General features: G+C 60.6%; 11 protein-coding genes. 6 read left to right on the forward strand and 5 right to left on the reverse strand.

Features of this window, described 5'->3' with window-relative positions; genetic code table 11:
• Positions 1-42 precede the first annotated feature (42 nt).
• The 5 genes from ACI2KA_RS19405 to ACI2KA_RS19425 form a co-directional block, all read right to left on the reverse strand.
• Positions 43-1,317, reverse strand: a complete 1,275-nt coding sequence (locus ACI2KA_RS19405; protein ID WP_404504093.1) for an extracellular solute-binding protein — start codon at positions 1,315-1,317, stop codon at positions 43-45.
• 72 nt (positions 1,318-1,389) lie between these two features.
• A complete protein-coding gene (locus tag ACI2KA_RS19410) occupies positions 1,390-2,463 on the reverse strand; it encodes an ABC transporter ATP-binding protein (RefSeq protein ID WP_404504094.1) in 1,074 nt (357 codons plus the stop codon).
• A gap of 7 nt (positions 2,464-2,470) precedes the next feature.
• Positions 2,471-3,982 carry an alpha-N-arabinofuranosidase gene (locus tag ACI2KA_RS19415; RefSeq protein ID WP_404504095.1) on the reverse strand — a complete coding sequence of 504 codons (1,512 nt, stop codon included), beginning with the start codon at positions 3,980-3,982 and terminating at the stop codon, positions 2,471-2,473.
• 120 nt (positions 3,983-4,102) lie between these two features.
• Positions 4,103-5,032 carry an ArsR/SmtB family transcription factor gene (locus tag ACI2KA_RS19420; RefSeq protein ID WP_404504096.1) on the reverse strand — a complete coding sequence of 310 codons (930 nt, stop codon included), beginning with the start codon at positions 5,030-5,032 and terminating at the stop codon, positions 4,103-4,105.
• 159 nt (positions 5,033-5,191) lie between these two features.
• Positions 5,192-6,484 carry an ABC transporter substrate-binding protein gene (locus ACI2KA_RS19425; protein ID WP_404504097.1) on the reverse strand — a complete coding sequence of 431 codons (1,293 nt, stop codon included), beginning with the start codon at positions 6,482-6,484 and terminating at the stop codon, positions 5,192-5,194.
• A gap of 111 nt (positions 6,485-6,595) precedes the next feature.
• Here ACI2KA_RS19425 and ACI2KA_RS19430 point away from each other — a divergent pair, with 111 nt between their 5' ends.
• The 6 genes from ACI2KA_RS19430 (at position 6,596) to ACI2KA_RS19455 (ending at position 12,139) form a co-directional block, all read left to right on the forward strand.
• The gene (locus ACI2KA_RS19430; protein WP_404504098.1) at positions 6,596-7,651 is read left to right on the forward strand and encodes a LacI family DNA-binding transcriptional regulator; all 1,056 of its coding nucleotides are present in this window, start codon (positions 6,596-6,598) and stop codon (positions 7,649-7,651) included.
• Positions 7,644-9,521: a DUF2264 domain-containing protein gene (locus tag ACI2KA_RS19435; protein ID WP_404504099.1), complete on the forward strand. Its 1,878-nt coding sequence runs from the start codon at positions 7,644-7,646 to the stop codon at positions 9,519-9,521. Before ACI2KA_RS19430 ends, ACI2KA_RS19435 begins: the two co-directional genes overlap by 8 nt.
• On the forward strand, positions 9,518-10,534 hold the full coding sequence (locus tag ACI2KA_RS19440) for a hydroxyacid dehydrogenase (protein ID WP_404504100.1): 1,017 nt from the start codon (positions 9,518-9,520) through the stop codon (positions 10,532-10,534). Before ACI2KA_RS19435 ends, ACI2KA_RS19440 begins: the two co-directional genes overlap by 4 nt.
• Positions 10,531-11,307 carry a sugar phosphate isomerase/epimerase family protein gene (locus ACI2KA_RS19445; protein WP_404504101.1) on the forward strand — a complete coding sequence of 259 codons (777 nt, stop codon included), beginning with the start codon at positions 10,531-10,533 and terminating at the stop codon, positions 11,305-11,307. The genes ACI2KA_RS19440 and ACI2KA_RS19445 overlap by 4 nt, the downstream gene beginning before the upstream one ends.
• A 95-nt stretch (positions 11,308-11,402) precedes the next feature.
• Positions 11,403-11,657 carry a DUF4160 domain-containing protein gene (locus ACI2KA_RS19450; protein WP_404504102.1) on the forward strand — a complete coding sequence of 85 codons (255 nt, stop codon included), beginning with the start codon at positions 11,403-11,405 and terminating at the stop codon, positions 11,655-11,657.
• 2 nt (positions 11,658-11,659) lie between these two features.
• Positions 11,660-12,139 carry a hypothetical protein gene (locus ACI2KA_RS19455; protein ID WP_404504103.1) on the forward strand — a complete coding sequence of 160 codons (480 nt, stop codon included), beginning with the start codon at positions 11,660-11,662 and terminating at the stop codon, positions 12,137-12,139.
• Positions 12,140-12,147 lie beyond the last annotated feature (8 nt).

Genomic DNA, 12,147 nt, shown 5'->3' on the forward strand with positions numbered 1-12,147 from the left:
ACCGTGCCCTCCGGCCACCAGGGACCGAAGGGCGGGCGTGGATTACTTGAGCTTGCCCTGAAGCTCGGACTGGATCTGCTCGACGGCCTCCGCACTGCCCACATAACCCTGGATGGCCGGTGCGATGACATTGAGCGCCGCGTCATAGGCCGGAGAGGCGACCCCGGTAATCGTGGTCTTCGGGTCAAACACCGCCGCCTCCGCCAGCGAGGCATAGGTAGCGTTCGGCTGCATTTCCTTGTATTCGGCGCTTTCGGTGATCGACTTATAGGCGGGAATATGCCCGGCATCGGCCCAGCTGATGGCGTGTTTTTCCATCCAGCCGATCACCGTCATGACGGCGGCGCGTTTTTCGCCGGAAACCGTCTTGTCGCCTTCATTGGGGATGGCGAAAGCATGGGAATCCGCCCAGGTGGCGCGCTTGCCCATCAAAGGCGGCACTTCCACGGCGCTCCATTTGAAACCGAGCTTGCCGTTCTTTTCCAGATCTTTGTAGGTCGGCACTTCCCAGACGCCGTTCAGCTGGAACGCGGATTTGCCGGCGGAAAACAGCGCCACCGAGGCCTCATATTCCGCCTGTTCCGGCGCCCAGCCATTTTCCCGCCACCGGGACAACGTGTCGATGGCCTTCGCCGCCTTTTCGGCATTGTCGCCGGCGAGAACCTCCTTGCCGGTGACGAGTTCGCCGCCCTGCTGCGACAGCAGCGTGTAGAACACGCGCCACACCCCGCCCTCGCCGCCCGACTGATAGGTGATCGGTGTCTGGACGCCATTCTCCTTCGCCCACGCCAGCGCCTTTTCGAAATCCTCGATCGTCTCGATGCCCGTCAGCTTGCCTTCGGCATCGAGATAGGGAGAGCCTTTCAGAAGATCGGCGTTGTAATAAAGGACAAGCGCGTGAATATCGAACGGCACGGCATAAAGCTTGCCATCCTGCGTGGCCGCATCCACCGGCGCGCTGAAGAAGTCTTCGGTCTTCAGCCCGGCATCCTCCAGATCCTTCGCGGTGATTTCGCTCAGCACCTTTTCTTCAAGACCGAGCGGCGCGCGCGACAGGTGATAGGTCATGATGTCCGGCCCGGCCCCCACGGCGGAGGCCGTGCGCACCTTGGTATAAAAGGGAACGCCCCATTCCAGCGTCGTGCCCTTGATCTGGATATCGGGATGTTCCTTGTTAAAGGCCTCGATCAGCGCTTTCATGCGCACGCCGTCGCCACCGGCCAGAAAGTCCCACCAGATGATATCCTGCCTTGCAAGCGCCGGCATGGCGGTCAAACCCAGAACCGTGCCGATAAGCAATGTCTTGATCAGTCGCATCATTATTCCTCCCGTTTCTTGAAACACCCCGTCAGGGGATGGTTTGCTGCATCGAAAGGCGCCTCCTCGCGCCTATCGCAACCTTTTGCCGTCGCTGTCGAAAACCAGGATCCTGTCGGGCGCGGCGGCAAGCGACACGGACCGGCCGTCCAGCTGCTCGCGGGAGCCCTGCCGCTGCACCACAAGCTCCTTTCCCGCCCGGGTGCGGGTATAGAGGTAAGACAGATCGCCAAGTTCCTCGGCCACCTCGACAATGACCGGCAAGGCGCCCTCATCCGTGATGGCCAGATGTTCCGGCCTGATGCCGATTTCGAGCCGCTGGCCGGGCGACACCGGCTGCGACAGCAGCACGTCGAGAGGCCGCTCGCCGCCTTCGAGCGCCAGCGTCACCCGGCCGTCGCGCTGCTCCACCACAGCAGCCTGCAGGAAGTTCATTGCCGGCGATCCGATAAAGCCCGCGACGAAACGATTGTCGGGATCGTCATAAAGCGTCAGCGGTGCGCCCGCCTGCTGCACGATGCCGCCCTTCAGAACGAAAATCCTGTCGGCAAGCGTCATCGCCTCCACCTGGTCATGCGTGACATAGATCATGGTCGCGCCGAGCTTGCGGTGCAGCCGCGTCAGTTCCAGCCGCATCTGTACGCGCAGCTCGGCGTCCAGATTGGACAGGGGTTCATCGAACAGGAACACCTTCGGCTGCCGCACGATGGCGCGGCCGATGGCCACGCGCTGCCTCTGGCCGCCCGAAAGCTGGGAGGGCCTTTTGTGCAGATGTTCGTCAAGCTGGAGGATGCGGGCAGCCTCACCCACCCTCTCCGTCACCTCCGCCTTCGGCCGGCGGGCAAGCCGCAGGCTGAAGGCCATGTTCTCGAACACCGTCAGATGCGGATAGAGCGCATAATTCTGGAAGACCATGGCAACGCCGCGATCCGCCGGCTCGACCGCGGTAACGTCGCGGTCGTCTATGGCGATGCGCCCGCCGCTGGTTTCCTCAAGGCCGGCGATCATGCGCAAGAGGGTGGATTTTCCGCAGCCGGAAGGCCCCACGAACACCGCGAAGCTGCCGGCCGGGATTTCCATCGACACATCCCGGAGCGCCGTAAACGAACCGAAGGACTTGGCGATATTGTTGAGACGGACGCCCATCACCGCCTCACTGAACCTTCAGGCGCAGCACATGATAGGACAGCGCCGGCACCGAGCCTTTGAGCGCCCCATCCTCGACGGCGACGCCGCTGCCCGGCACCGGCACGACGCGGTCGGGCTGGTCGGGGCCGTTTCCGACCCGCAGGTCATATCCCGCCATGGCAAGATGCAGGCTGAGCGCGGCGGATGAAAATCCGGTGAGGCTGACATCAATCTGCGCCGCCTCGGTGAGATGGCGGTTGAGGACGAACAGCGTCACCACGCCTTCCTCCTCGCTGAAGACACCGGCGACATCGAGATATTTGACGTCATCGGCCGCGTTGCAATCGTAGGTCGGGCAATCGACCGCGACGTTCAGCGCGACGCCGCGACCATAAAGCGAGGCGAACTGATAGGGGTAATAGATCGTCTGACGCCAGGCCGGCCCGTTCTTTTCCGCCCGGATGGGGGCGATGACGTTGACGAGCTGGGCGATGCAGGCGATGCGCACCCGGTCCGAGCGGCGAATGAATTCATTGAGCAGACCGGCAACAAAAAGCGCATCCTCGAAATTATACGTCTCTTCCAGCAGGGCCGGCGCTTCCGGCCAGTCCCAGCTCTTGATGCGTTTGCTGTCGTCTTCGCGGATGTGATACCAGACATTCCATTCGTCGAAGCAGATGGACACCTCATTTTTGGCGCGCTTCTTGGCCTTCACATAATCGATGACGCCGGCAATCGTCTGGATATAACGACCGGTCTCTTCGATCTTGCCGAAATAATTCAGCGTGTCGCGGCTGTTATTGCCGAAATATTTGTGCAGCGAGATATGATCGACATTCTCGTAGCATTCTTCCAGCACCTCGCGTTCCCATTCGGGATAGGTCGGCATGCCGTCATTTGAACTGCCGCAGACGATCGCTTCGATTGTCGGGTCGAAGCCCTTGAAAGCCTTGGCGGTTTCATTGGCCAACCGGCCATATTCCACCGCCGTCTTGTGGCCGATCTGCCAGGGGCCGTCCATCTCGTTGCCGAGGCACCACATCTTCACGCCGTGGGGTTTCTCGGCGCCGTGGCTGCGGCGAAGATCGCTGAGCTCGGTGCCGCCGGGGAAATTCACATATTCGAGGAAGTTGCGGGCATCATCCAGACCGCGGGAGCCGAGATTGACGGCCAGCATCATCTCGATGCCAGCCATCGACGCCCAGTCGGCAAACTCATTGATACCGATCTGGTTGGTTTCCTTGGAGCGCCAGGCGAGGTCAAGACGGATAGGCCGCTTGTCGCGCGGGCCGATGCCGTCTTCCCAACGATAGGCCGAAACGAAATTGCCGCCGGGATAACGGATGGCGGGAATTTTCAGGTCCTGCACGAATTTCAGGACATCCCTGCGAAAGCCGTTCTCATCCGCCTGCGGATGGCCGGGCTCATAAATCCCGCCATAGATCGCACGCCCCATATGTTCGATGAAGGCGGAATATAGGCGATCGTCGATACGCCCAATCCGGAAGTCCCGGTGGACTGAAACCCGCGCTTTCATAGGCTCTCCTCCCTGCGCATTTATATCTTAAAATATGATATGAACCATATTTGATAATATAGTTGCCGAGGGAATCGGCGCCTGTCAACCGCGAAAATCATACTTTTAAAATTTGAAAGCTCAGTCTGCCGTGCGCAGCCGCAGGACGATGTCCTGATCGTAATTTCCGAAACCCCGACCGAAGATATTCAGCCCGCCCGGATGTTTCGCATCGGCCTTGACCTCGATGCGCAGGCGGATGGAACGATGGCTGATGAGATCGATATCAGCCAGCGTCACATCCGAAATACGGGTGCCATCGACATAGGTCCCCTGCGCAGTGATGCGCCAGGTTTTGAGCATGCCATATTGAGAACCGGAAAGTTTCCACCAATCGGGCGTAAACACCCCCCGCTTGTCGCCGAAGTCGCCCGGCGAGGTCCATACGCCGATTTCCCTGCCATTGACGGAAAGGGTGATGTCCGATGGCCAGTTGCTGTGCGTTCCCGGCACCTCGGAACTGACCTCCATCGAAAACTCGATTTCCTCGACGTTTCGGCCCTGAATCTTGGCATTATTGGGGAATTGATATTCCACAAAGCCGGATGTCAACCACAGTAGCGCCGTCTTCATGCGGTCAGGATCCATGAAGGTATCGGGCACATCCAGAAGCCCGATTATGCCCTCCGGCGAACAGATACCGCAGGGTGCCGTTACCGAACTCTGGGTATAAAGACCAAGCGGCATGGCCACCGCTATATAGTTGGAAGCCGCCGGCGTCTCGGGTTTGCGGAAGGAAACGATGAGTTCGTCGCAGGTGGCGAAGCAGATTTTCTGGCTGCCCTTGCGCGCCTTGCGCGTCTCGGTTCGCAACAGCCCCGCCTCTTCAAGAACGGCAACGCCGGCAGAAACGGTGGACTGGGGCAGATCCAGCCGCTGCGCGATCTCGTTGACGTTGAGGCCGCTCGCCTCATGCAGCAGCTTCAATATCTGTACGCGGATCAGCGACGCAGCCGCTTTCAGCACATCGAATTCTTTTTCAGCATCAACGAGGAGGAAATTGGGCGCCATTCTCTAATCTTCAGATTTATCGATCCAGATCAGGATTTCTGGCTTAAATGCCCCACACTTGTCCAGTGTTGTTTATCGCGCAGGCCTATCTGCCGGTGAAAGACCTGAAAAGGCACCGCCACGCGCCTTCGACGCAACGTGGCGGTGCCCGCTTTGTCGTCAACCGCGCTTGCGCAGGGTCCGCGTGCCGGTGTCGACAAGATTCTGCGCCGCCTCATCGACGCTGGCGCGACCGAAGGCGAGCGAATCGGCGATAGGACGCATCACGCCGCGATCGAATTCGTTGGCGCCGATGGGGGCGGGTTCGGGATAGGGATCGAGCTTGCCGGACAGACCCTCGATATAATCCACCGTCTTGCGTTCGGTCTCGTTGAGGCTTGGCAACACTGCCTCGCGCACCTTCTTTGCCGGCGGCACGCCGCGTTCGACGCCCAGCACCTTGCCGGCTTCGAGGTCGTTGACGAAGAAGTTGATGAACTTTGCCGCCGCTTCCGGATTGGCGGCGGTGGAGGAAATGCACCAGATGAGCCCCGGCCGGTAATAATGCCCGGTCGGCTTGCCCGCCCCCTCACCCGGCAGCATGCCGATGGAAAGAGTCTTCTTGTTCAGCGCCTGATACCCCACAAGCTGATTGGAATAGGCAAAACCGATGGCGGAATTGCCAAGCGTCAAGGCGTTGGATTCAATGGTATTGTCATCGCGCGTCTGGATATCGGCGGAAACGCAGAGCTTGTCCTCGCGCAGCTTCTCCCAATAGGCGAACCATTCCTTCGCATCTTCCTTGTTGAAACCGATGGTGCCATCCTGAAACAGCAGCTTGCCGCGCTGGCGAAGCCAGACGTCGAAGACGTAATGATAACGCGCGCCATAAGGGATGGCCCAGTAATTGCGCCGCGCCGGGCCGTTCTTCTTGAAGTCACGGGCCAGTTCCGCAAGCGCCGTCCAGGTGATCTGCCCTTCCGGAATGGAGACTCCCGCCTCCTTCAGCGTCTCGGCATCATACATCATGCAGAAGGAATTAAGCCCGAGACCAACGCCGTAAAGCTTGCCGTCAATGCGGCAAAGATCGATCTCGCTCTTGCCGAAGCTGGAAAGATCAAGCGACGAACCAACAAACCGGTCCAGCTCCATGCAGGCGCCGCGGCCGGAATAATCGGCGATGGTGGATGGTTCGAGCTGGAAGATATCGGCGACATTGCGTCCGGCCATCGAGGTCGCCAGCTTGGTCCAGTAATCGGAGCCGGCGATCATTTCGCCGCTGACCACCGTTTGCGGATCCGCCTTCTGATAAAGGGCAATCACCTCGTTGGTGCGCCTGTTGCGATCCGCCGACCCCCACCATACGCAACGAAGCCGGGTCTCGGCCGCCGCCGCGCGGAAGCCAACCGCCGCAACCCCAAGACCGGTCAAGGCCGCCGTCACCAGAAATCCACGTCTGTCGATAGTTTGCATCTGCTCCTCCCGCGTTTTGCAAATTTTCCGCCGATTACTTAATTCTTGCAAATTTTCTGTATTTGCAATATTTGCATCATAATAGATTTTTTTGCAAGCGCAGGAGACGACATGAACGATACGCCCGACATCAGCCGCCCGCGCCAGTCGGATATCGCCCAGCGGGCCGGCGTCTCCATCAGCACCGTTTCGCGCGTCCTCGCCGGGGAAAAGGGCATCAGCGCCTCGATCCAGACCAAGGTTCTGGGGGTGGCGGCGGAACTGGGCTATCCGCTGCGGCCTGCCGGCAACCAGACCGGCGGCGTTCCGCTGGAAGGCAAAAAGGTCCTCGCCCTCATGTCCGCCGAGCGGGCGACCGGGGATATCGGCGCTTTTTATCACGACATTTTCGACATGCTGCGCAGCCTCGCGCAGACGGACGGGTTCGAACTCGATATCCGGCTGCTGCACCAGAAGCAGGTGGATGACGCCCTGACGCAGCGGGTCTGCGAAGCCGACGGCCTTCTTGCCATCGGTCTCGACCCGGAAGACGAGATCATTCACCGCATCACCCAGGGCGTGCTGCAGCCGGTCCTGGTCAACAGCGCCGATCCCTCGATGATGCTGGATTGCGTTTCACCTTCCAATTTTTACGGCGGCGCGCTGGCGGCGCGGCGGCTTCTGGAACTCGGACACCGCAAGGTCGCCTATATCGGCCCGCAGCACCGCCATACCATACGCGAGCGCATGCGCGGCTTCCGGCACGCGATCCTCGATGAAGAGAGAACCACCTATGACGAATTCCTGCTCTCCACCGTGGATAGCGGCTTCGGACAGGCGGGCGACGCGGTTCGCCAGCTGCTGGCCAGGAACCCCGACCTCACCGGCATTTTCTGCATGAACGATGCGATTGCGCTCGGCGCGCTGGGAGCGGCACAGGAACTTGGTCTTGCAGTGCCGGACGATCTTTCCATCATCGGTTTCGACGACCTGCCCTTTGCCGAATTGTCCACCCCTCGGCTCAGCACCATCCGCGTCGACCGCCGCGAGATCGCGCGCGAGGCAGTGGAACTGATGCGCCGCCGGATGACGGAACCTTCCGCCAATGCCAGGCAGGTGCAGCTGGGCGTGCAGCTGGTGGAGGGACAGACCGCCGGACAGGCAAAAAAGGCGACGCGTCATGCATGATGCGGCAAAAAATGATCCGATGACCCGTTTCAACCCCTTATACGGCAATCCGTTCAAGACCCGCGCCGATGTGCGGCGGGCGCTGGATGACAGTTTCGCGCCGCTTCTTCCCTATTTTTCGCAGGGCGGCGCCAGGGTAACGCTCAGCGGCACTGCCGCGCATTTCGACCGGGCGGCGGCCGATCTGGAGGGATTTGCCCGGCCGCTCTGGGGCATCGCACCGCTGGCGCTCAGCGGCGACCGCTTTGATCATTGGCCGCTTCTGGCGAAAGGCATCGCCAATGGCACCGATCCCGGCCATCCCGATTATTGGGGCGACGTGCGCCAGAAGGACCAGCGGCTGGTGGAACTTGCCGCCCTTGGCTTTGCGCTGCGGCTTGCACCGCAACATCTGTGGGAGCCGCTGTCCGACGCGCAGAAGAACAATGTCAGCCGCTATCTCCTGACGGCGCGCGAACGCAATTACGCCGATAATAACTGGAAATTTTTCCGGGTGATGGTCGACATGGCGCTCGATCATCTCGGCATCGATTTCGACCGCAGCCTGACGGAAACATTCAAGGCGGAGCTGGACGGTTTCTACATCGCCGACGGCTGGTATCGTGACGGCGATTATCGCCGCATCGACCATTATATCGCCTTCGCCATGCATTTTTACGGCCTGATCTACGCTAAACTCAGCAAGCCGGGCGATATCCATGCCGAACGTTACCGCGAACGCGCCCGCCTGTTTGCCGGCGATTTCGCCAGCTGGTTCGACGATGATGGCGGCGCTCTGGCCTTCGGCCGCTCCATGACCTATCGTTTCGCCTGCGGCGGCTTCTGGGCAGGCCTTGCCTTTGCCGATGAGGAAGCCCTGCCCTGGGGCGAGATCAAGGGGCTTTATCTGCAGCATCTGCGCTGGTGGGCACAAAAGCCGATTGCAGACCGCGACGGCGTTCTTTCGATCGGTTACGCCTATCCGCAGCTGACCATGTCGGAAAGCTACAATTCGGCCGGTTCGCCCTATTGGGCCTTCAAGGCCTTCCTGCCGCTCGCTCTGCCCGAAAGCCATCCTTTCTGGCAGGCGGATGAAAAACTGCCCGAAACGACCTCAAATCCCCGCCCGCTCATTCATCCCGGCATGGTGATGATGCGGGCAAAGGGCAACGTCACCGCGCTTTCCAGCGGGCAGGAAAACCTTTCCATGCGCGGCGGGCCGGAGAAATATGCCAAATTCGCCTATTCTTCGCGCTACGGTTTCGGCGTGGAGGTGGATGAGCGCGGCTTCAGGACCAATGGTTTCGACAATATGCTGGCCTTTTCCGAAGACGGCCTGCATTACCGCGTGCGCGAGACCAATGACAAGGTTCTGCTTGCCGGGGAAACACTGCGGGCGACATGGAAACCATTCCCCGATGTCGAGGTTGAAACGACGCTGGTTGCCGCCGGCGAGTGGCATGTCAGGCTGCATCGCATCACCGCTGCCCGGCCCCTTTCGGTTACCGAAGGCGGCTTTGCCATCAATCGCAACGACGGCGACCGCGACGTCGTCACCGAGACAGCCGGCCGTGCGTCGGCCGACTGTGGCGCCGACATTTCCGTAATCATCGATATCGGTTCCGGCGTTCCCCGCCAGGGCGTGGCGCTGAAGGCGCTGCCCAATACCAATCTTATTCATGCCAAAACTACGGTGCCGCAATTGCGGAGCGATATTCCGGCAGGCAAAACCCTGCTTGTATGCGCAGTCTTTGCGGGGCTGGCCGGACCTGAAAGCGAAAAAGCCCTGACGGCCCCTCCAGCACTTCCGGACCTTGAAGCGCTCGACCGCCTGTTTGCGGAACGCGGAGCCCCGGTCAGCAGCATGGCGGCGGCGGGAGAACCGCGATGACGAGTCCGCTTCCGCGTCTCAGCCTAGCCATGGACCCGGAGCGGACGCAGCATGTGCTGACACAACAGGCGTTTGAGCGGTTGTCGCAAGGTGTCGAGATTCTCGACACGCGACGAATATGCGATTTTCACGATCCATCCGTGCAAGACCAGCTGGAACGGACGGATATTCTGCTGACCGGCTGGGGCTGTGCCGATATCGGCGCACGGGAGCTGGCGCTGATGCCGCGGCTGAAACTGATTTCCCATGCCGCCGGCACGGTGAAATATTTCCTCTCCCAGGCGGTCTTCGAACGCGGCGTCACCGTGTGCAGCGCTGCGGAGGCCAATGCGCAGCCGGTCGCCGAATTTACGCTGGCGATGATCCTGCTTGCCGGCAAGCGCACCTTCGGCTTCCGGCGGGTCTACGGGCAGGATCGCGGCCGAGACACGGTCGAGCGATTGCAATCGCAGGCCATCGGCAATCTCGGCCTCGCGGTCGGCATTGTCGGCGCATCGCGCATCGGGCGTCGCGTCATCAATCTGCTGAAACCCTTCGATCTCGATCTCCTCCTCTTCGACCCGTTTTTAAGTGCAGCGGAGGCGGACCGCCTTGGCGTGCGGCTGGTGTCGCTCGAGGCGCTGATGGCGATGAGCGACGTCATCTCGCTGCATGCGCCGTCGCTGCCGCAGACCCGGCATATGATCGGCGCACAGGCGCTTGCCCGGATGAAGGCCGGCGCAACCCTGATCAACACCGCACGCGGCGCACTTGTCGATGAAGAGGCGCTTCTGGCGGAACTGAAAACCGGACGTATCGAAGCCGTCATCGACGTGACCGACCCGGAAGTACCGCCGCCGGATTCCGCCTTCTTCAGCCTGCCCAACGTGTTCCTGACACCACATATCGCCGGCGCCATCGGCCTTGAGCGCGCAAGGCTGGGCGATATGGCGATTGCCGAGATCGAACGTTTTTGTCGGGGCGCAGCACTTGAACAGCAGGTGCGGCCGGAACATCTGGAACTGATCGCATGAGAGTTTTCGAGCCGGGCCTTTGCTCCGTCACCTTCCGCTCCCTGCCGCCACAGGCGGTCATCGATCTCGCCGCCGCAAACGGTATCAGGGCAATCGAATGGGGTGCGGATATCCATGTGCCGCCCGGCGATCTCGCCAATGCAAGCGATGTGGCCGAACGGACGGCGCAAGCCGGCCTCACCGTTTCGTCCTACGGCTCCTACATCTTTGCGCCGGATTATTCGCGGGAAGATCTGACCGCGGTTCTTGAAACCGCCAAAGCCCTCGGCACCGGCCATATCCGGATCTGGCCGGGCCACCGCAAACGGCCCTCCACGGACTACTCTTCCGCCGAGCGCCGCACAGCCACCGCGGCGCTGGCAGAGATCGCCAGCCGCGCGCAAGACTACGGCATGAGCATTGGCCTCGAATATCACCCCAATTCGCTGACGGACACGCTGCCTTCGGCCCTGCAGCTGGCGCAGGACCTCGACGCACCCAATCTCTTCTTCTACTGGCAGCCGGCACCCGGCCTGCCGCTCGAAAAGGCGCTCGCTGAAATATCGGCGCTCGGCTCCCGCATCTGCCATCTGCATGTCTTCGCCTGGCTCACTGACGCCAACCGTCTGCCGCTTGCCGAGCGGGCTGACTATTGGCGGGCCTGCATCGAGGCCTTGCCGGAGAACGGCTGGACGAAAAGTGCTTATGCGATGCTGGAATTCGTCAAGGATGATGACGCCAATCAGTTTGCGGAAGATGCGGTAGTGCTGCGCCGCATTCTTCAAGCGTCATAGATTTCCCGCGGATTCCCACTCAGGAAGATATGCCTCCCCACCCCTTCACATAGTGAAACTTATGCACTATATTTCTTTCGTGTCGCGGGTGATGCATGGGCAAGCTTGTTCAGATCGGGAACATCATCATACGCGTTTACGCGAACGATCACTTGCCGCCGCATTTTCACATTATAACGCCGGATGCTGATGCGCTCGTCGACATCGAAACTCTGGAAATTCTGCGCGGCAAGTTGCCGCGCAGGGCTGAAGCCGAAGCTCTGGCATGGGCAAAAACCAACGGGAGCCTGATTGTCGATGAATGGAATCGTACAAACGTGCGCTTTCCCATTGTAGAAAAGGAAAACTAGTCATGACACCGCGCGTCAAAGCCGTCCTGCCTGACCTGCCCAGCTTTCTCACCATCGACTGGGTCGATGGCAGCCAATCAACCGCTGACCTGACCGGATGGATAGCGACAGGAGGAGAATTGCTCAATGCACTCCGTTCGGTGGATATCTGGAAGACCGCAACAGTCACCGACTTCGGCGCAAGCGTGGAGTGGGACGGCGAAGAACTGGCCATCGATGCCTATCATCTTTACCAGATCGCAGAAGACCAGCGGGACTTCAATGTCGAGGATTTGCGCAAATGGCAGGAGGAAATCGGCCTTTCCAACAATGAGGCGGCGGATTTTCTTGGTGTTGCCTTGCGCACGTGGAATAACTACCGTGCGGGCGCACCGGTAAGCCACGCCGTCAAGATGCTGCTGCGGGCCACCCAGCGCGACCCGCTTCTGATGCACGCGCATTTCCGTCCGCGCCGGCCCGGACGCCCGAAACACGCCGCTTAGGAAACACC

Source organism: Agrobacterium sp. NPDC089420, assembly GCF_044900305.1.
GTDB lineage: Bacteria > Pseudomonadota > Alphaproteobacteria > Rhizobiales > Rhizobiaceae > Agrobacterium.

What these genes read in the sequence shown, in the direction of transcription:
- ACI2KA_RS19425 (WP_404504097.1), bottom strand. Translation starts at nt 6,484, where the DNA reads ATGCAAACTATCGACAGACGTGGATTTCTGGTGACGGCGGCCTTGACC.
- ACI2KA_RS19440 (WP_404504100.1), top strand. Translation starts at nt 9,518, where the DNA reads ATGACGAGTCCGCTTCCGCGTCTCAGCCTAGCCATGGACCCGGAGCGG.
- ACI2KA_RS19445 (WP_404504101.1), top strand. Translation starts at nt 10,531, where the DNA reads ATGAGAGTTTTCGAGCCGGGCCTTTGCTCCGTCACCTTCCGCTCCCTG.
- ACI2KA_RS19450 (WP_404504102.1), top strand. Translation starts at nt 11,403, where the DNA reads ATGGGCAAGCTTGTTCAGATCGGGAACATCATCATACGCGTTTACGCG.
- ACI2KA_RS19410 (WP_404504094.1), bottom strand. Translation starts at nt 2,463, where the DNA reads ATGGGCGTCCGTCTCAACAATATCGCCAAGTCCTTCGGTTCGTTTACG.
- ACI2KA_RS19430 (WP_404504098.1), top strand. Translation starts at nt 6,596, where the DNA reads ATGAACGATACGCCCGACATCAGCCGCCCGCGCCAGTCGGATATCGCC.
- ACI2KA_RS19435 (WP_404504099.1), top strand. Translation starts at nt 7,644, where the DNA reads ATGCATGATGCGGCAAAAAATGATCCGATGACCCGTTTCAACCCCTTA.
- ACI2KA_RS19415 (WP_404504095.1), bottom strand. Translation starts at nt 3,982, where the DNA reads ATGAAAGCGCGGGTTTCAGTCCACCGGGACTTCCGGATTGGGCGTATC.
- ACI2KA_RS19405 (WP_404504093.1), bottom strand. Translation starts at nt 1,317, where the DNA reads ATGCGACTGATCAAGACATTGCTTATCGGCACGGTTCTGGGTTTGACC.
- ACI2KA_RS19455 (WP_404504103.1), top strand. Translation starts at nt 11,660, where the DNA reads ATGACACCGCGCGTCAAAGCCGTCCTGCCTGACCTGCCCAGCTTTCTC.
- ACI2KA_RS19420 (WP_404504096.1), bottom strand. Translation starts at nt 5,032, where the DNA reads ATGGCGCCCAATTTCCTCCTCGTTGATGCTGAAAAAGAATTCGATGTG.